Origin of the sequence: Pseudonocardia sp. 73-21, assembly GCF_001899645.1 — a bacterium.
GTDB lineage: Bacteria > Actinomycetota > Actinomycetes > Mycobacteriales > Pseudonocardiaceae > Pseudonocardia.
On record NZ_MKVV01000047.1, the window covers coordinates 60585 to 78556 of the forward strand.

17 protein-coding genes are annotated in these 17972 nt (G+C 72.4%); 7 read left to right on the plus strand and 10 right to left on the minus strand.

The window, feature by feature from the left end; translation table 11 throughout:
* Positions 1-12: 12 nt before the first annotated feature.
* Together BGP03_RS15175 and BGP03_RS15180 are read right to left on the minus strand one after the other, a co-directional pair.
* Entirely contained in the window at positions 13-1494 is a 1482-nt protein-coding gene (locus tag BGP03_RS15175; protein WP_298796499.1) for an amino acid permease, read from the minus strand.
* A 32-nt stretch (positions 1495-1526) separates the two neighbouring features.
* Positions 1527-2981: an aldehyde dehydrogenase family protein gene (locus BGP03_RS15180; protein WP_298796502.1), complete on the minus strand. Its 1455-nt coding sequence runs from the start codon at positions 2979-2981 to the stop codon at positions 1527-1529.
* A gap of 93 nt (positions 2982-3074) precedes the next feature.
* On the opposite strand from BGP03_RS15180, the gene BGP03_RS15185 reads away from it, so the two are divergent.
* Positions 3075-3854: an IclR family transcriptional regulator gene (locus BGP03_RS15185; RefSeq protein ID WP_296376170.1), complete on the plus strand. Its 780-nt coding sequence runs from the start codon at positions 3075-3077 to the stop codon at positions 3852-3854.
* A gap of 340 nt (positions 3855-4194) precedes the next feature.
* Positions 4195-4440 (plus strand): hypothetical protein, encoded by a 246-nt coding sequence (locus tag BGP03_RS15190; protein WP_296376172.1) that lies wholly within the window; start codon positions 4195-4197, stop codon positions 4438-4440.
* Positions 4441-4627: 187 nt separating this feature from the next.
* Here the strand turns inward: BGP03_RS15190 and BGP03_RS15195 are convergent, their stop codons facing one another.
* The 3 genes from BGP03_RS15195 to BGP03_RS15205 all read right to left on the minus strand — a co-directional run bounded on the left by BGP03_RS15195 (position 4628) and on the right by BGP03_RS15205 (position 7404).
* Complete coding sequence (locus tag BGP03_RS15195; protein WP_296377391.1) at positions 4628-5761, minus strand: aromatic ring-hydroxylating dioxygenase subunit alpha; 1134 nt, start codon at positions 5759-5761, stop codon at positions 4628-4630.
* Positions 5758-6087: a bifunctional 3-phenylpropionate/cinnamic acid dioxygenase ferredoxin subunit gene (locus BGP03_RS15200; protein ID WP_296377390.1), complete on the minus strand. Its 330-nt coding sequence runs from the start codon at positions 6085-6087 to the stop codon at positions 5758-5760. The genes BGP03_RS15195 and BGP03_RS15200 overlap by 4 nt, the downstream gene beginning before the upstream one ends.
* A gap of 117 nt (positions 6088-6204) precedes the next feature.
* The gene (locus BGP03_RS15205) at positions 6205-7404 is read right to left on the minus strand and encodes an MFS transporter (RefSeq protein ID WP_298796447.1); all 1200 of its coding nucleotides are present in this window, start codon (positions 7402-7404) and stop codon (positions 6205-6207) included.
* Positions 7405-7487: 83 nt separating this feature from the next.
* Between BGP03_RS15205 and BGP03_RS15210 the strand changes: the two genes are divergently transcribed.
* The 5 genes from BGP03_RS15210 to BGP03_RS15230 all read left to right on the plus strand — a co-directional run bounded on the left by BGP03_RS15210 (position 7488) and on the right by BGP03_RS15230 (position 11401).
* The gene (locus tag BGP03_RS15210; RefSeq protein ID WP_298796449.1) at positions 7488-8546 is read left to right on the plus strand and encodes a LacI family DNA-binding transcriptional regulator; all 1059 of its coding nucleotides are present in this window, start codon (positions 7488-7490) and stop codon (positions 8544-8546) included.
* 108 nt (positions 8547-8654) lie between these two features.
* Complete coding sequence (locus tag BGP03_RS15215) at positions 8655-9275, plus strand: TetR/AcrR family transcriptional regulator (protein WP_296377387.1); 621 nt, start codon at positions 8655-8657, stop codon at positions 9273-9275.
* Positions 9259-9612 carry a UBP-type zinc finger domain-containing protein gene (locus BGP03_RS15220; protein WP_296377386.1) on the plus strand — a complete coding sequence of 118 codons (354 nt, stop codon included), beginning with the start codon at positions 9259-9261 and terminating at the stop codon, positions 9610-9612. The genes BGP03_RS15215 and BGP03_RS15220 overlap by 17 nt, the downstream gene beginning before the upstream one ends.
* 56 nt (positions 9613-9668) lie before the next feature.
* On the plus strand, positions 9669-10901 hold the full coding sequence (ilvA, locus tag BGP03_RS15225) for a threonine ammonia-lyase IlvA (protein WP_298796451.1): 1233 nt from the start codon (positions 9669-9671) through the stop codon (positions 10899-10901).
* 218 nt (positions 10902-11119) lie between these two features.
* Positions 11120-11401 carry a metal-sensitive transcriptional regulator gene (locus BGP03_RS15230; protein WP_296377384.1) on the plus strand — a complete coding sequence of 94 codons (282 nt, stop codon included), beginning with the start codon at positions 11120-11122 and terminating at the stop codon, positions 11399-11401.
* Positions 11402-11590: 189 nt separating this feature from the next.
* On the opposite strand, the gene BGP03_RS15235 is transcribed toward BGP03_RS15230, so the two are convergent.
* The 5 genes from BGP03_RS15235 to BGP03_RS15255 all read right to left on the minus strand — a co-directional run bounded on the left by BGP03_RS15235 (position 11591) and on the right by BGP03_RS15255 (position 17926).
* Entirely contained in the window at positions 11591-12568 is a 978-nt protein-coding gene (locus BGP03_RS15235) for a glycosyl hydrolase (protein ID WP_298796454.1), read from the minus strand.
* On the minus strand, positions 12568-14679 hold the full coding sequence (locus BGP03_RS15240; protein ID WP_298796456.1) for a glycosyltransferase: 2112 nt from the start codon (positions 14677-14679) through the stop codon (positions 12568-12570). The genes BGP03_RS15235 and BGP03_RS15240 overlap by 1 nt, the downstream gene beginning before the upstream one ends.
* Before the next feature lie 9 nt (positions 14680-14688).
* Positions 14689-15483 carry a hypothetical protein gene (locus BGP03_RS15245; RefSeq protein WP_298796458.1) on the minus strand — a complete coding sequence of 265 codons (795 nt, stop codon included), beginning with the start codon at positions 15481-15483 and terminating at the stop codon, positions 14689-14691.
* A gap of 140 nt (positions 15484-15623) precedes the next feature.
* Positions 15624-17144 carry an AMP-binding protein gene (locus tag BGP03_RS15250; RefSeq protein ID WP_298796460.1) on the minus strand — a complete coding sequence of 507 codons (1521 nt, stop codon included), beginning with the start codon at positions 17142-17144 and terminating at the stop codon, positions 15624-15626.
* Positions 17141-17926 carry an SDR family oxidoreductase gene (locus BGP03_RS15255; RefSeq protein WP_298796463.1) on the minus strand — a complete coding sequence of 262 codons (786 nt, stop codon included), beginning with the start codon at positions 17924-17926 and terminating at the stop codon, positions 17141-17143. Before BGP03_RS15255 ends, BGP03_RS15250 begins: the two co-directional genes overlap by 4 nt.
* Between the last annotated feature and the right edge of the window lie 46 nt (positions 17927-17972).

Consider the following 17972-nt stretch of genomic DNA (forward strand, 5'->3'; position numbering starts at 1 on the left):
TCGCAAGCTCGCTCACGGTGCCTCCTCCAGGTTCTGCCGCACGTGCTCCGGCAGCGTCCCGAGGTGGTGGCGGCCCCGCAACAGGAACCAGGCCAGCCCGATCACGACGATCGCGCCGATGAAGATGAACGCGATGAACCGCAGTGGCCCCTCGCCGTAGACCTCGACCCGCGGCCAGGCCAGGTTGATCGCCATCGCGGCGCCCCACAGGACGGCGACGATGTTGACCGGCAACCCGAGCTTCCCGAGGGAGAAGTACCCCTTCGGGGCGTCCGGGCCGGGCCATTCACCCTTGAACCGCTTCAGCAGCATCGGCACCGTGACCAGCAGGTACGCCACGTAGATCATGATGACGGCCACGCTCGTGACCGCCGTGAAGATCTCCGGGGTGCCGATGTTGACCGCCAGGATCAGCACCGCCACCACGCCGATGACCACCGCGGGCACCACCGGCGTCTTGCGCTTGGGGTCGATCCTCGCCAGCGCCGCGCCGGCGGGCAGGGCGTTGTCGCGGGCCATCGCGAACATCAGCCGGATGCCCGCGGTGTGCACGGCCAGCGCGCAGACCGTGATCGCGACGACGATGCAGACCAGGAACACCTTGCCCAGCGGGCCGCCGAGCGCCTGCAGCACGATCAGCTGCAGCCCGCCGGAGGCCTGGCCCAGCGCCGGGTCGGACAGGTTGGGCGCGGCGAGGATGCCGAAGAGCAGGATCAGGCCGCCGATGACGAACGACGCGATCACGGCGCGCAGGATCGCCGTGGGGCCGGTGCGGCGCGGGTCGACCGTCTCCTCACCGAGCGAGCTGGCCGTGTCGAAGCCGTACATGACGTAGGCCGACGCGATGGCCGCGATGAGGAACGCCCCGGCGTACCCGCCCGGGCCCGAGGTGTAGCCGGTGGTGTCGACGATGACGCTCGGCGGGTTCACGATGTTGACCGCCAGGATGATCACCAGCAGGATCGCGGCGATCAGCTCGATGAACACGCCGGTGCTGTTGATCCGGGCCATCAGCTTGACGCCGAACGCGTTCACCACCGTCGTGAACACGACGAGGATCGCGCCCCAGATCACCGCGCTGAGGCCGAAGCTGGCGCCCGTGCCGTCGCCGACGAGCTGGAAGCCGCTCCAGATCTGCGGCAGCGTCACCTGGTAGGCCAGCACCACCGCGGCCAGCGTCACGACGGACGCCGTGAACATCATCCAGCCGGCCAGCCAGCTCACCGTGGGCCCCGCCAGCCGCTTGCTCCAGTTGTAGACCGACCCGGCCACGGGGTAACGCCCCGCCAGCTCGGCGAAGCACAGCGCCACCATCAGCTGCCCGACGAACACCATCGGCCACGACCACCAGTAGGTCGGGCCTCCGTTGGCGAAGCCGAAGTAGAACAGCTGGAACGTGCCGGTCAGGATCGAGATGTAGCTGACCCCGGCCGCGAAGCTGGCGAACTTCCCGATGCTGCGTTCCAACGACTGGTTGTAGCCGAACTCGGCCATCCCGTCGTCGGTGGACCGATCTTCAGTGGTACTCACGGGCGCTCCTCTCCAGAGAACCACCGCGACGGCGCGGGGTCGGTGTTGTGCCAGATGTGCTTGTGCTCCTGGTACTCGGCCAGCCCGGTCAAACCGAGCTCGCGCCCGTTGCCCGACCGCTTCATCCCGCCCCACTCCGCCGCGGGGACGTAGGGGTGGTAGTCGTTGATCCACACCGTGCCGTGCCGCAGCGCCCCGGCGACCCGGTGCGCCTTCGCCATGTCGGGTGTCCAGACCGCGCCGGCGAGGCCGTACTCGGTGTCGTTGCCGAGCTCGATCGCCTCGGCCTCGGTGCGGAACGTCTCGACCGTCATGATCGGGCCGAACGTCTCCTCGCGGATCACGCGCATGTCGCGGCGGACCCCGGTGAGGATCGTCGGGCCGTAGAAGTAGCCCTTCTGCAGATCCGGGTCCTCGGGCCGCTTCCCGCCCAGGACCACCGTGGCGCCCTCGGCCTGCGCGGACGCCACGAAGTCCTCGATCTTCGCGCGGTGGGCGGCGGAGACCAGCGGGCCGACCTCGCTGCTGTCGTCGAGGCCGTTGCCCAGCCGGATCAGCGCGGCGCGCTTCGCGATCTCGGCCACCAGCTCGTCATGCATCGACTCCTCGACGATCAGCCGCGCCCCCGCCGAGCAGACCTGGCCGGAGTGCAGGAACACCGCGGTCATGGCCCAGTCGGCGGCGAGGTCGACTGGGGTGTCGGCGAACATGATGTTGGGGTTCTTGCCGCCCAGCTCCACGGCCACGCGCTTCACGGTGGCGGCGCTCGCGCGGATGATCGCCTGCCCGGTGGCCAGGCCGCCGGTGAAGCTGACCATGTCGACGTCGTCGTGCTCGGTGAGCGTGGCGCCCACCGACCGGCCGTCGCCGAGGACGATGTTGACCACGCCCGGCGGCACGCCCGCCTCCTCGCACAGCCGCACGAGCACGATGCTGGTGAGCGGTGTGACCTCGCTGGGTTTGATCACCATCGTGTTGCCGGCGGCCAGCGCGGGCGCCACCTTCCACGACAGCTGCAGCAGCGGGTAGTTCCAGGGCGTGATCAGGGCGCAGACGCCGACGGGCTCGTGCACCACGCGGGACAGCACGTTGTCCATACCGGTGTCGACGATGCGCCCGGCGTCCTTGTCGGCCAGGTCGGCGTAGTAGCGGAACACCGCGGTGACGTCGTCGACGTCGATGCGGCTCTCCTTGAGCGTCTTGCCGGTGTCGAGGGTCTCGGTGTGCGCGATCGACTCCTTGTCGCGCACGAGCAGCTCGGAGATCCGGCGCAGGATCGCGCCCCGCTCCGGGGCCGGGGTGGTGCGCCACGGCCCGGTGTCGAAGGCTGCGCGCGCCGCCGCCACCGCCCGGTCGACGTCGTCAGGTCCCGCCTGGTCCACCACCGCGGCGACGCTGGCGTCGAAGGGGTTGATCACCTCGGCGGTGCCCCCGGAGCCCGCTGTCCACATTCCGTCGATATAGAGGTCGGCCACTCCGATGATCGTGCCCGGATTCGACCCAGCGTCAAGCGTTCGGTCCCGTTTGGTGCTAATAGTTTTGCTATGAGCAACACGGCTGGTCGCGACGGTGGTGTCCAATCCGTCGATCGGGCTATCAGCGTGCTGGAGATCCTCGCGCGACGCGGTGAGGCCGGGGTCAGCGAGGTCGCCTCCGAAATCGAGGTGCACAAGTCCACGGCGTTCCGGCTGCTCGGCGCGCTGGAGGGCCGCGGGCTCGTGGAACAGTCGGCCGACCGCGGCAAGTACCGCCTCGGCTTCGGCCTCATCCCGCTGGCCGGAGCCGTCTCCGACCGCCTCGACGTCACCCAGCAGGGCCGCGCGATCTGCCACCGCATGGCCGAGGAGATGGGCGAGACGATCAACGTCGCCGTGCTCCAGGAGCACTGGGCGGTGAACGTCGACCAGGCCCGCGGTCCGTCGACGGTCGCCACGCACAACTGGATCGGTCGCCTCACGCCGCTGCATTGCACGTCGAGCGGGAAGGTGCTGCTGGCCCACCTGCCGGCGGAGCACCGTGCGGGCCTGCTCGCGGCGTCCGGGATGACGCGGCTCACGTCCGGCACCGTCACCAGCGCCGCGGCCCTCGACGTGGAGCTGGCCCGGGTGCGCGAGGACGGGTACGCCCTGGCCGTGGAGGAGTACGAGACGGGCCTGAACGCGGTGGCCGCGCCGGTCCTGGACCGGGCCGGCGAGGTGATCGCGGCGGTGAGCGTGAGCGGCCCGAGCTACCGGCTCACCGAGGAGCGCCTCGCGACGCTGATCGAGCCGCTCAAGGCGGGGGCGGCGGAGATCAGCAAGAAGATGGGCTGGTTCGGCGAGTGACGGCACGTCTTCGCGGTTCGACCGCGACTTTCCCGAATCGTCCACGCAACCGGTGATCATCGGGCACGCTCCGCACCGTGAACGTTGTTCCGGGTGGGCCCGGGGTGTTCCGCGGGTCGGCAGCGGTCGCCGCCGGGCTCGTCACGTGGTCGCGGCTGTGTGGGCCCCGGTTCCGGAAGCTGTTCCCTGACATCTATGCGCCCGCGTCGGAGAAGGAGCCGACGCTGAAGCTCCGATCGCGGGGCGCCGGACTGCTCGTGGCCGGGCGGGGTGTGGTGTCGGGGTACTCGGCCGCCGAACTGCTCGGTGCACCGTGTGCCCCCGGCCGAAGTCACGGTGAGTGGGCGGCAACGGGAGCACCCGGGCCTGCTCGTCCACCGCGACCGGCTCGCCCCTGACGAGATCCAGCTCGTCGACGGCCTGTGGGGTCATCACTCCCCTGCGCACGGCGTTCGACCTCGCGCGCCTCCTCGACCTCGTCGAGGGTGTGGTGGCCGCCGTCGACGCGCTGGCCAACCGCTGCCGCTTCCACCCCGACCTGATCCCCGAACGGCGGTGTGGCTGGACATGGCGCGGCCCGAGCTGAAGATCGGCATCGAGTACGAGGGCGAGGTGCACGCGAGCACGGAGCGGGTCCTACGCGACGTGGGCCGCTACACGCGCCTGGTCGACGACACATGGCGGATCTACCGCTACACGAAGTACGAGGTGCACGGCGAGCCCGGCACGACATCGCCCAGCTCACCCGGGCACGTCGACTCCGACAGCAAGCGTCACGTGCCGTTCAACCGGTCGGCGACCCAGGCGTGGAACGTCGCGATGTGGTGCTCACTCGGGACGAGCACCCCGCCGTCGCGGTACGCCCGGCTGCTCATCCCGGGCTGGGTGCGCTCGCACGCCTCGAAATCCTGCTGGTTGACGCGGTGGAACAGCTCCACGCTCGCATCGATGTCGGTCACCCCGGGGGCGAAGAGCCAGTCGCACTCCACCACGGTGCGGTCGGGGGCCAGCGGGGTCATGCGGTGGACGATCACGTGGTCGGGCACCAGGTTCACGAACACCTGCGGCTTGATGGTGATCGCGTAGTAGCGGCGGTCCTGCTCCTCGGTGACGCCGGGCAGCCGCTCGGCGCCGGCGCGGCCGTCCACCGTGAAACCCTCCGCCCCGGCGGCGAACTCCGCGCCGTGGCCGACGTAGTACTGCGCCGCGTAGCCGTCGGCGAACTCGGGCAGCACCTCCGTGAGCTCCGGGTGGATCGTGGCGCAGTGGTAGCACTCCATGAAGTTCTCGACGATCAGCTTCCAGTTGGCCGCCACGTCGTAGGTGATGCGGCGGCCCAGCGTCAGGTGCTCCACGTCGTAGTGCTCGATCGACGCGACGTCGCCGAGGCGCGTGACGATCTCGCCCAGTACGTCGTCCTCGAACGACGGGGGCTCCCCGGCGTCGTCGGAGCCCAGGCAGATCCAGACGTAGCCGAGCCACTCCCGCAGGTGTACGGGGCGCAGGCCGTACTCGACGCGGTCGACGTCGGGCATGGACGTCAGGTTGGGGGCGGCGATGAGCTTGCCGGTGAAGTCGTAGGTCCAGGCGTGGTAGGAGCACTGGAGGTTGCGGCGCAGCTGCCCCGCAGGCTCTGCACACACCCGCGCACCACGGTGCCGGCACACGTTGAGGAAGCCGCGCACGACGCCGTCACGACCGCGGACGAGCACCACGCTCTCCCGGCCCACCGTCACCGTGCGGAACGCGCCAGGACCGGTGAGGTCGGCCGCGAGCGCGACGCAGGTCCACGTGGTCTCGAAGATCCGTTCCTGCTCGCGCGCGAAGACGGACGCGTCGGTGTACGCAGAGCCTGGCGGGGTGCGGATGAGGCTGGGCTGAGCGAGACCGGGCTCGGCGAGTGTCACGAGGCGGCTTCGAGCGCGGCGCCGTCGGCCAGCAGCACGTACACCGCATCCCCCTCCAGCACCACGGTGTGCGTGCGGACGGGCTCGCGCGCCAGCAGACCGTCGGGCTCGCCGGTGCGCAGGTCGAAGATGGCCGCGTGCAGCGGGCACTCCACCTCGCACCCCTCGAGCCACCCGTCGGCGAGCGAGGCGTCCTGGTGGGTGCAGGTGTCGTCGATGGCGTAGAGCTCGCCGTCGTCGGTGTGGAACACCGACACCGGCGGGCTGAGCGGCAGGCGGCGGGCACTGCCGCGAGGCATGTCGGCGAGGGCGCAGACGTGGATCATGTCGGTCTCCGGGAGCGCAGTGCGGAACGGCGTGCACAACGCGCAACAGCGTCGCTGGCGCGGAGGGGGCCTGTCAAGCCCGCAAACGGACTGGAAAACAGCCCGTAACCTGGGTGATCAGTCCTTTTCGGGCGTCGCCGCCAGCGGCCGCGCCGCCCCGGACGCCAGCAGGCCCAGCACCAGTGCCCCGAGCACCACGAACAGCGCGTGCAGGATGCCCGCGTGCTCGGCGAGCAGCCCGATCAACGGCGGTCCCGCGAGGAACGCCGTGTAGCCGATCGAGCTCACGACCGACACGCGGGCCGCCGCCCGTGCGGGGTCGTCCGCGGCGGCGCTCATGCCCACCGGGAAGCCCAGCGAGGCCCCGACCCCCCACAGCAGCGCCCCGGCGAGCGCGACGGGCGTGGAGCCGCCGAGCAGCACCAGCAGCAGGCCCGCCACCCCGAGGACGGCCATCGTCCGCAGGATCGCCACGCGCCCGAACCGCTCCAGCGCCGCTCCGCCGAACGTCCGCCCGAATGTCATCGCGACGACGAAGAACCCGTACCCGACGGCGCCGAGCGTCTGGTCGGTGCGGTAGCCGTCGACGAACGCGACGGCAAGCCAGTCGTTCGCGCTGCCCTCGGTGAACGCGAACCCGAGCACCATCAGCCCGACCAGCAGCGTCCGCGGCTCGCGCCAGGCGGCCAGGGTGCCGGATCCGGCGGAGCGCTCCTCGACCGGCGCGGGGACGTGCGCCGTGAACCGTCGCGTGGCCACCGTGACGATGACCGGCACCAGGGCCGCGACCACGATCACCTGCACGGCGAGCGGCACACCGGTGGCGGCCGAGAGGGCGCCCAGCCCGGCGCCGGTGACCGTCCCGAGGCTGAACGCGGCGTGCAACCGCGGCATCAGCGACCGGCCCAGCCGGCGCTCGACGTCCGCGCCCTCGACGTTCATCGCGACGTCCCAGATCCCGCTGCCGAGCCCGGTGAACACGAGACCGACCGCGGCCGGGAGCACCACGCCGGCGACCAGGCCCACCACCAGCAGCGCCAGCCCGAGGGCCACCGACAGCGCCCCCGTCAGCACCGTGCGGCCGGGACCGAGCTTGTGCACGATCGGCCCGGACAGCGGCAGCCCGGCGATCGAGCCGCCCGAGAGGCACAGCAGCAGCAGCCCGAGCTGCGCCGACGACAGTCCCAGCGCGTCGCGGATCGCCGGCGTGCGCGAGATGAACGAGGCGAAGGCCAGCCCGTTCACGGCGAACGCGACGACGACGGCCGTGCGGGCACGGGAGAGCTCGGGGGCGGGCCGAGCCCGGGTGGTGGTCACGCTGGAACTCCGATCGAATCGATTCGATGAGCGACGATACGGGTCGTTCCCGCGCAGCTCAACCCGGCCGCTACCGTCGGACGATGTCCGGACGCCCGACGCTCGCCGCCGTCGCGGCCCTCGCCGGCGTGTCCCCGTCCACCGCGTCGCTGGCGTTCTCGGGCAGCCCGCGGGTCACCGTCGCCACCCGCGAGCGCGTCCTGACCGCCGCCGCGGAGCTCGGCTACGCGGGCCCCGACCCGATCGCCGCCTCCCTGCGGCGCGGGCGCAGTGGCGTGATCGGCGCGGTCGTCGGCGAGCGCCTGCTCTACGCGTTCCGCGACCCCGTGGCCATCCAGCTGCTCGACGGCATCACCGAGGTGCTGGGCGCCGAGGGCCTCGGGCTGCTGCTGCTCGCCGGCGACACCGGCCGCCCGTCGATCGAGCAGATCACCCGCATCCCGCTGGACGCTGCGATCTTCGCCACCTGCGGGCTGGAGGACGACCCGGCCCTGGAGGCGTTGCGCGCCAGGGGTGTTCCGGTCGTGGCGGTGGAGGGACCGGTGGCCGAGGGCGTCACGCTCGTCGACATCGACGACCGCGGCGGCACCGCCGACCTCGCCCGCCACCTGCACGGCCTCGGCCACCGGCGCGTCGAGGCGATCGCGATGCCGCTGCGCCTCGACGGCACCCGCGGACCCGTCGACGCCGCCCGTCGTGCCCGCGCCCACTACCGCGACGTGCGGCACCGCATGGAGGGCGTCGAGGACGTGTTCGGGCCCGTGCCGATCTTCGAGACCGCGAGCAACGCCGTCGCCGAGGGCACCACGGCGGGCCGCATCCTGCTCGACGTACCCGCGCACCGGCGCCCCACGGCCGTCATCGCGCAGAGCGACGTGCTGGCCGCCGGGGTCCTGCAGGCCGCCGCCGACCTGGGCCTCGACGTGCCCGGCGACGTGTCCGTGGCCGGTTTCGACGGCGCCGACCTGCACTGGCTCGGCGCCACCCGCCTCACCACGGTCGTGCAGCCCACGGAGGTGAAGGGCCGCGCCGCCGCCCAGGCCGCCATCGCACTGGTGGCCGGCGAGCGACCGGCGGATGTGGTGTTCCCGGTGAGCCTGCGGATCGGCACCACGAGCGGCCCGCCGCCCTCCGCGATGTGACGTCCCGGGCGCCGGAATCCGCCGACTCGCGCACGCGAAACCGCCGACTCGCGGGGTGGAAGCGGTCAACCGTGACTGTTCAGTCGCCCCAACGGCTACGCTGACCGGGTGAGCACCCCCGATCCACGGCCCCTGGGCCGGCGCGAGGAGCGCACGGCCACCAGCCGTGCGCGCATCCTCGACGCGGCGGTGGCCTGCCTCGTCGAGTCGGGGTACGCGGGCGCCACCACCCTGCGCATCCAGGCCCGGGCGGGCGTCTCCCGCGGGCGGCTGCTGCACCACTTCCCCTCCCGCGACGAGCTGCTGGTCGCGGCGTCGCGGCACCTGGCCACCGAGCGGCTGCGCGACACGGGGATGCGCGTGGACGACCTGGGCGACCACCTCACGCCCGCCGAGCGCCTCGACCGCGCCGTCGAGCTGATGTGGGAGACGTTCTCCGAGCCGCACTTCTGGGCCGCCGTCGAGCTCTGGACCGCCGCCCGCACCAACCACGAGCTGCGCGACGCCGTGCTGCCCGAGGAGCGCGAGATCCTGGCGGCCGTGCGCGCCGGGATGGCGCGCTTCTACGGGCCGGAGCTGGTGTCGCACCCGCGGTACCTGCACGTGCGCGACCTGCTGTTCACGAGCATGCGCGGCGTCGGGCTGACCTACGCGCTCGAGCACCGCGATCCCCGTACCGACCCCCACCTGCCGATGTGGAAGGACGTGGCCCGTGAGCTCCTCACCTGAGCACGCGATCGATCCGAACGTGGCCCCCAGCGGCGCCGGGTGCGTCGAGTGCGACGCGGCCGGTGGATGGTGGGTGCACCTGCGCCGGTGCGCGCAGTGCGGCCACGTCGGCTGCTGCGACTCCTCCCCCGCCCAGCACGCCACCGCCCACTTCACCGCCACCGGCCACCCGGTCGTGCAGAGCTTCGAGCCGGGCGAGGACTGGTTCTGGGACTACTCGACGAACGACGCGCTGGACGGCCCCGAGCTGGCCGGCCCGGCCCACCACCCGCTGGACCAGCCGGCCCCGGGCCCGGCCGGGCGGGTCCCGGCGGACTGGCAGAGCCACATCCACTGACGACGCAGGGGTGGGGCGCGGCGTCGGTCGCCGGTCGCGCGGAGGAGAATCTGGCCGTGATCGCCGACTCCGTCTCCGCCGCTGCCGCCCGCCTCGCCGGGGTCGTCCTCAGCACCCCCCTGCAGCCCAACCTCCGGCTCTCCGCCGCCACCGGCGCGGACGTGTGGCTCAAGCGCGAGGACCTGCAGGTCGGGCGCTCCTACAAGCTGCGCGGCGCCTACAACCTCCTCGCCGGCCTGGACGCCACCGAGCGTGCCGCGGGAGCGGTGTGCGCGAGTGCCGGCAACCACGGGCAGGGCGTCGCGTACGCGTGTCGGGAGCTGGGCATCCGCGGGCGCGTGCACGTCCCGAGCACCACGCCCCGGCAGAAGCGCGAGCGGATCCGGGCGCTGGGTGGCGAGGCCGTGGAGCTCGTCGTCGCGGGCGACACCTACGACGAGGCGGCCGCCGCGGCCGCCGAGCACGCGCTGCACACCGGCGCCACCGTCGTCCCCGCGTTCGACGACGAGCGCACCATCGCCGGGCAGGGCACCGTCGGCGTCGAGATCGTCGAGCAGCTCGGGAAGGCACCGGACGTCGTGGTGCTGCCCGTCGGCGGCGGCGGGCTGCTCGCCGGCGTCGGCAGCTGGCTGGCCGCGCGGTACCCGGAGGTCCGGATCATCGGCGTCGAGCCCGCCGGCGCCGCCGGGATGGCCGCGGCGTTCGGGGCGGCCGGGCCGGTGGTGCTGCCCGAGCTCGACACGTTCGTCGACGGCGCCGCCGTGCGCCGCGTCGGGGACGTGACGTTCCCGCTGGTCCGGGCGTGCGGCGCCGAGCTGATGACGGTGGACGAGGGCCGCGTCTGCACCGAGATGCTCGACCTCTACCAGACCGACGGCATCATCGCCGAGCCCGCGGGCGCGCTCGCCACCGCGGCCCTGGACGACCTCGTCGTCGCCGGCGAGACCGTCGTCTGCCTGCTGTCGGGCGGCAACAACGACGTCAGCCGCTACGGCGAGGTGGTGGAGCGCTCGCTGGTGCACCGTGGGCTCAAGCACTACTTCCTCGTGGAGTTCCCGCAGGAGCCGGGCGCCCTGCGCCGGTTCCTCGACGAGGTGCTCGGCCCGGACGACGACATCGTGCTGTTCGAGTACGTCAAGCGCGACAACCGGGAGACCGGCGCCGCGCTGGTGGGCGTCGAGATCACCGCGCGGGACGCCTACGACCCGCTGTGGAAGCGCATGGAGGCGAGCCCGCTGACGATCCAGCTGGTGGCGCCGGGCACCACCGCGTACCGGTTCCTGGTCTGAACCACCCGGGGCTCCGCTGCGTACGTCCTGGTGCAGGCCGGCGGCCGTCCTTGGGGAGGGGAATCCGCATGACGGCCGCCGGCGCGCGTTCCCAGGGGGCACCCTGAGAGGACGCGCATAACCTACCGTAACCGCGTGACGGCACCCCTGCCCGATGGACGGGGTTCGACACGGTCCGTACCGTCAACGGGAGTGGTCCACCGGCGAGGGGCGTGGCGATGGCGAGTTACAGCGGTGAGAAGGACGCGTACCTCAAGCGGCTGCGCCGGATCGAGGGTCAGGTCCGGGGCCTGCAGCGGATGGTCGAGGAGGACAAGTACTGCATCGACATCCTGACGCAGGTGTCCGCAGCCACCAAGGCGCTGCAGTCGTTCTCCCTGGAGCTGCTCGACGAGCACCTGGCCACGTGCGTGGTGCACGCGGCGCAGGCCGGCGGCGCGGAGGCCGAGGAGAAGGTCCGCGAGGCCTCCGACGCCATCGCCCGTCTTGTCCGCTCCTAGCGGGACCGGGCCGGCCGGCTCCGCGTAGCAGCGCGCCTCAGGACTCGGCCGCCACGGCCCCCACCGGTGTGCGGCGGAAGGCCTGCTGCATCAGGGTCGCCACGTGAGCTCCTCGGGGTTCGTGATCGGTGAAGGATCCCCGGTGCCCGATACGGGCGCGAGCCGCCGAACGGCTCTCATGGATGGATTTCAGCCGGACACCGCGGCGAAACCACCGAGCAGCCGCGTGAACGCGAGGTCCTCCTGGGCGATGCCACTGCAGTCGACGGCCGGCTTCACCGCGTCCGGGCAGCCCCCCGTGTCGCGGCCCAGCGACCAGATCCCGACGTGCCCGAGCCCCCGCGAGCGGGCGAACTCGAGCACCTTCGTCGCGTCGGCGACCGTGGTGACGGGCCCGGCGTCGTTGCGGCCCACCATGACGGTGAGGCCGAGGGTCCGGTTCTGGACGGCCTCGCTCGCGTCGGGGTAGACCGACCGCATCTGGTCGAGGGTGGCCTGCCCGGCGTCCACCATCGCCTGGCCCCAGTCGCCGCCGGTGCGGAAGTTCATGTCCATCCCGTTCACCGAGAGCCGGACGCCCGCCGCGACGGTCTTCCGCACCAGGTCGAGGCCGGCCGGGGTCAGCCCGGCGAGGTCGATGGGCAGCGTGAGCGTCACCGCCGTGCCCCGGCTGCGCTGCACCTGCGCCAGCGCGGTGGCGATCCTCGTGGCGTCGACGGGCGCCTCGATGTCGACGTCGAGCCGCTGCGCGCGCACCGCGTCGAGCAGTCCGGTGTAGGCGCCCGCCAGCTTGTCGGCCGTGCCGCACGCGTTCTCCAGGTAGGTGCCGACCGCTCCCCCGGTGCCGACGACGACGTCACCACCGGCCTTGCGGAACGCGTCGACCGCGGCGCCCAGTGCCGGGTCGGCCGCCGGGACGGTGCCGCCCCACATCGGGTTGCAGCCGCCGGGTCCGGCCAGCGCGAACGCCAGCGTCACGTGCTTCAGGCCGGTGGCCGCGGCCACCTGGGCCAGGTCGGGCCGCTTGACGGAGACGTCGACGTAGGGGGCGAACGCCACGCCGGGAGTGATCTCCGTGGACGGCGACGGCGAGCCCGTGACGACGCTCTGGCACCCGGTGAGGGCGAGCAGGAGCAGGGCGAGCAGGGCCCGGCGGAGGCCCGCCATCACCGGCCCCCGGCGGCCGCGCCGGCGCCGCCGAAGTCGCCGACCCGCTTGAGCTTCTGCCAGCGCAACCTCACCCCGGCCAGCGCGGTGCCCATGGACTTGATCAGCACCGCGTACATCATCTGCCGGTAGACGAGCTGCTGGAGCGGCATCCACAGCAGGGGCAGCGGGTTCTCCCGCTCCATGCCGAAGGCGAGCAGGCCCGAGAGCATCTGGATGCCCAGCACCGCGCCCCACAGCTGCAGGGTCCGGACGGGGTCGAGCGCGACGAGACCGTAGACCAGGAAGACGTCGATCAGCGGCGCCAGCATCGGGAGCATCACCTGGAACAGCGCGAGGTTCAGCAGCCCCACCCGGCCCATCCGCCCGGCCGGGCCCGAGCGGAACACCGACCCGCGGTGCTTCCACATCGCCTGCATGGTGCCGTAGCTCCAGCGGTAGCGCTGCCGCCAGAGCTGCTGGAGCGTGGTGGGGGCCTCCGTCCAGGCCCGGGCCCGCTCCTCGTAGACGATCTGCCAGCCGGCGGCGCAGACCGCCATCGTCAGGTCGGTGTCCTCGGCGAGGGTGTCGTCGCTGACCAGGCCCGCCTGCAGCAACGCCGTGCGGCGGAACGCCCCGACCGCACCCGGGATGGTGGTCATACAGCCGAGCAGGTCCTGGATCCGGCGGTCGATGTTGAACCCGATGACGTACTCGATGTGCTGCCAGCGGCCCACCAGCTTCTTCCGGTTGGCGACCTTCGCGTTCCCCGAGACGGCGCCGACCTCGGGCCGGGCGAACGGCTGGACGAGCAGCCGCACGGTGGAGGGCTCGAAGACCGTGTCCCCGTCGATCATCACCACGATCTCGTGGCGCGCGTGCTTGATGCCGTTGTTCAGCGCCGCAGGCTTGCCGCCGTTGGCCTGCCGGATCAGCCGGACGCCGGGCAGGTTGAGCCCGCGGACGATCGCGGCGGTCTCGTCGGTGGACCCGTCGTCCACGACGATGATCTCGATGGGGTGCTCGCTGGCCATCAGGGAGCGCACGGTGGCGGCGATGCACTCCTTCTCGTTGTAGGCCGGGACGATCACCGACACGGGCGCGGTGACGGGCGGCCCCCACCGGAAGCGCTTCGGGTTACGTCGGACCGAGTGGTAGATCGCGAACACGAGCATCAGCGCCAGCCGCAGCAGCACCAGGCCGCCGGCCACCAGCAGCAGCCATCCCAGGGCCGCCACGATCGTCGTCGACACCGCCACCACCGCGAGCATCCCGTCGCCGACGGCCTTGTCGCGCTCGCGCGCCTGCTGGCCGGCGGGGGGCAGGCCGGTTGCCCTGGTGACGGTCGCGAACGTGTAGCCCCGGTCGCGCAGGGCCGGGATCACCCGGGCCAGCGCCGAGGCCAGCTGCGCGGGGCCGCCCTCGGAGGCGTCGACGGAGATGACCCGCCCGGCCTTGTCCGGCGTGACGACGGTCGCGAGGATCTCGTCGGTGGTGCGCCGCGTCCATCCGGCCGCCGAGACGTCGCTGAAGACCGACACCATGCCGTGGTCGGCCAGCCGGCGGACGAGCGCGAAGTGCTCGTCGTCGAGCCCGGCCACCGACGCGGAGTACGGCGGTCGCACCAGGTAGGTCGTCCGGTCCACCGCGCCGGCCAGTGCGAGCTCGGTGAGGGTGAGCTCGCGGTCGAGCCGGGTGTCGGACACCGAGGCGAGGTCCTGGCTGGTGAACGTGCGGATCCCGATCTCCGATCCTGCGCCGAGGATCGAGCGGGCCGCCTCGGGGTGCTGCGCCACCACGGCCCCGCTGACGAAGAACGTGGCCGGCACACCGAAGTGGCTCAGGACGCCGAGGAGCTGGGCCGTGCGGGACGGGTCCGGCCCGCCGTCGATGGTGAAGGCGATGGTGCCCCTGGCCGGGGCGAACGTGCGGATCGGGCTGCTGCGGACGTCGACCACCGGGGCGCCGTGCGCCACCGCGAACGGCACCTGGCCGTTCGGCCCCGCGACCGCGGGGGCCGGGGCCTCGGTCAGGGTGCTGCCGCGCACCGTCCCGTCGATGACCAGGACGGTGCCGAAGACCAGGAGGATCGCGACGGAGAGCACCCAGGTGGGCCGGGGCAGGATCCTCATGGCCGACGATCAGCCGTTCCCGGCGGGGGCGGCCGGGCCCGTCGCGGGGCCGGTCGTGCCGGTGCCCGTCGTACCGGTCGTACCGGTCGTGCCGGTCGTCCCCGTGGTGCCCGTGCCGGTGGTGCCGGTCGTCCCCGTGGTGCCCGTGGTGCCCGTGCCGGTCGTCCCCGTGGTGCCGGTCCCGGTCGTCCCCGTGGTGCCGGTCCCGGTCGTCCCCGTGGTGCCGGTGCCCGTGGTGCCGGTCGTACCCGTCGTTCCGGTGCCCGTCGTTCCCGTGCCGGTGGTCGTGGTCGTGGCGGGCGGCTCGACGACGGGCGGGTGCACGACCGGCGGGGAGGAGGCCGGGCTCTGCAGCGGCGCTTGCACGGCGACCCGCGCCTCCTTCTTCGGCGCCGGCTTGGTGACCGGCACGACCTTCGGCCTCGGCGCCGGCCGCCGAGTGGCGTGGGACACATTCTGCACCGGCTCGGTGACGAACGCCACAGGCGCGGGCGCCGGGGGCTTGGCGGCCGCCGCCGGGATCAGGAACGGGACGACGTTGCCGAGGGCGACGGTGGATCCCACCGACGGCAGCGCCAGCGCGACGCCCACGACCCCGAGGAAGCCCACCAGCAGCAGCATGAGGATGCAGCCGGTGGCCCGGATGAGCTTGCGCCGCGTGCCGCTGTCGTCGACGAACACCGGCGGGGCCTCGGCGGCCGGCGCGGGGGCGAGCATGCTGCCGGGAACGCAGACGGTGACCTCGTCGCTGTACGGGCGGCCAGCGAACCGGGCGGGCCCGTGGTTCATCGTGTTCGCCATCATGCCTCTGCGCTCCTGGTGCGCCGGGGCGGTGTGTCCGCCCGATGGGAGAAGACTGCCGCGCGGCGGGCCGGAGGGTAATGATCGCGGGGACCAGGTCCCCACCCCACGTGTGACAGGCCTTCCTACCCATCAGGCAAGGGTCATCCGACGAGCCTCTCCTTGATCTCGGTCTTGAGCACCTTGCCCACCGTGGAGCGGGGCAGATCGGGCCAGATCTCGATCTGCTTCGGGGTCTTGACGCTGCCGATGCGCTCCTTGACGAACGCGGTGATGGCCGCGGGATCGGCCTCGACGCCCGGCTGCGGCTGGACGACCGCCACCACCCGCTCGCCCCACTTGTCGTCGGGCAGGCCGACCACGCCGCAGTCGCGGACGGCGGGGTGGGCCATCAGCGCCTGCTCGACCTCGGCCGAGTACACGTTGAAGCCGCCGGTGATGATCATGTCCTTGGCGCGGTCGACGATGAACAGGAAGCCGTCCCCGTCGAGGTAGCCGATGTCGCCGGTGTGGTGCCACCCGTGCGCCGACGCCTCCGCGGTGGCCTCGGGGTTCTTGTAGTACCCGGCCATCACCAGCGAGCTGCGGACGACGATCTCGCCGCGTTCGCCCTGATCCAGCAGCCGCCCGTCACCACCCATGATGCCGACGGTGACCAGCGGCCCCGGCCGGCCCGCCGACGCGAGCCGGTGGGTCGCCACCGTGCCGTCGGCGTCGAAGTGGTCGCGCGGGGCCATCATCGACACCATCATCGGCGCCTCGGACTGCCCGAACAGCTGCGCCATCACGGGACCGATGTCGGTGAGCGCCTGCTCCAGGCGGGCGGGCGACATGGGCGCGGCGCCGTACCAGAAGCACTGCAGCGACGAGAGGTCCGTGGCCGCGAGCTTCTCGTGCGCCAGCAGCATGTAGATCACCGTGGGCGGCAGGAACGTGTGCGTGACGCTGCGGCGCGGGACGATCTCCAGGAACCCCTCCAGGTCGGGCCCGGCCATCACCACGATCTGCCCGCCGAGCGCCATCACGGGGAAGCACAGCACCCCGGCGGCGTGGGTGAGCGGGGCCATGGCGAGGTAGACCGGGCGCCCCTCGAAGGGGTACCCCATGAGCGTCAGGGCCGTCATCGTCTCGATGTTGCGGTCGGTGAGCTGCACGCCCTTGGGACGGCCGGTGGTGCCGCCGGTTCCGACGATCATGACCGTGTCGTCGACCGGGGTCGGGTCGAACTCCGCGCCGTCGGCCAGCCACGCGTCCATGCCGTCGTCGATGCAGACGAACGTGCGGACCTGCGGGAGCTGCGACCGCATCTGCTCCACCAGCGCGGCGTACGGGGTGCGGTAGAACAGGCACACGCAGTCGAAGAGGTCGAGCAGCTCCGCGTTCTCGCCCGCGGTGTTGCGCGGGTTGATCGGGCACCACACCGCGCCGCGGCGCGCGATGCCGAACACCGTGGCGAACGCGAGGGGGTCGTTGCCGGACAGGATGCCGACCTTGTCGCCGGCCGCGACGCCCGAACGCGCGAGCGCCCGGGCGACGGACCAGCTGTGGTCGACCACGTCGCCGTAGGTGAGGGTGACGTCGTCCGCCCCGGACATCGATGCGGTGAGACAGGGGGCGTCGCGGCCGAGCGACGCCCCCTTGTCCAGGTAGTCGGTGAGGGTCACATGCCCATTCCGCCGTCGACCGGCAGCCCGATGCCGTTGACGAAGCGGGACTGGTCGGAGGCGAGGAAGACCACGGCGTCGGCGATGTCGGAGACCTCGCCCAGCCGGCCGGACGGGGTGAGCCCGATGACCGCACCGACGGCGGCGTCGGGGCTCTCGAACAGGCCCAGCGCGGAGGTCTCGACGGCGAGCTTGACGCCCATGTCGGTGGCCACCAGGCCCGGGTAGATGCAGTTGACGCGCACGCCGTAGCCGAGCCGGCCCGACTCCGCGGCCGCGATGCGGGTGATGCGGTCGACGGCGGACTTGGTGCCTGAGTAGCCCGCGATGCCGGGGAAGGCGATGGTGGCGGCCACCGAGGAGATGTTGATGACCGTGCCGCCCTGGCCTGCGGCGCCGTCGGGCTTCATCGCGCGGAAGGCGTGCTTGATGCCCAGCGTGGTGCCCAGGATGTTGACGTCGAGCATCGTGCGCAGCTCGTCGGCGTCGGTGTCGATGATCAGCGAGGTGACCTCGATGCCGGCGTTGTTGACGACGATGTCGAGCCCGCCGAACTCCGCGACGGTGTGCGCGACCGCGGCCTCCCAGTCGGCGTCGCTGGTGATGTCGAGCGAGACGAAGCCCGCGCCCTCGAGACCTGCGGCCGTCTGCTCCCCGACGTCCTTGAGCACGTCCGCGATCATCACGCGGGCCCCGGCTGCGGTGAGCGCCTCCGCCATGCCGGCCCCCAACCCGCGGGCTCCTCCGGTGACGAGCGCCCGACGTCCGTTCAGTTGAGTCATCCGAGGTCCTCTCGCGATCTCCAGTGATCCGGACCACAAGGTAGGG

What these genes read in the sequence shown, in the direction of transcription:
- BGP03_RS15175 (WP_298796499.1), bottom strand. Translation starts at nt 1,494, where the DNA reads ATGGCCGAGTTCGGCTACAACCAGTCGTTGGAACGCAGCATCGGGAAG.
- BGP03_RS15180 (WP_298796502.1), bottom strand. Translation starts at nt 2,981, where the DNA reads ATGTGGACAGCGGGCTCCGGGGGCACCGCCGAGGTGATCAACCCCTTC.
- BGP03_RS15185 (WP_296376170.1), top strand. Translation starts at nt 3,075, where the DNA reads ATGAGCAACACGGCTGGTCGCGACGGTGGTGTCCAATCCGTCGATCGG.
- BGP03_RS15200 (WP_296377390.1), bottom strand. Translation starts at nt 6,087, where the DNA reads ATGATCCACGTCTGCGCCCTCGCCGACATGCCTCGCGGCAGTGCCCGC.
- BGP03_RS15210 (WP_298796449.1), top strand. Translation starts at nt 7,488, where the DNA reads ATGTCCGGACGCCCGACGCTCGCCGCCGTCGCGGCCCTCGCCGGCGTG.
- BGP03_RS15230 (WP_296377384.1), top strand. Translation starts at nt 11,120, where the DNA reads ATGGCGAGTTACAGCGGTGAGAAGGACGCGTACCTCAAGCGGCTGCGC.
- BGP03_RS15235 (WP_298796454.1), bottom strand. Translation starts at nt 12,568, where the DNA reads ATGGCGGGCCTCCGCCGGGCCCTGCTCGCCCTGCTCCTGCTCGCCCTC.
- BGP03_RS15240 (WP_298796456.1), bottom strand. Translation starts at nt 14,679, where the DNA reads ATGAGGATCCTGCCCCGGCCCACCTGGGTGCTCTCCGTCGCGATCCTC.
- BGP03_RS15245 (WP_298796458.1), bottom strand. Translation starts at nt 15,483, where the DNA reads ATGATGGCGAACACGATGAACCACGGGCCCGCCCGGTTCGCTGGCCGC.
- BGP03_RS15255 (WP_298796463.1), bottom strand. Translation starts at nt 17,926, where the DNA reads ATGACTCAACTGAACGGACGTCGGGCGCTCGTCACCGGAGGAGCCCGC.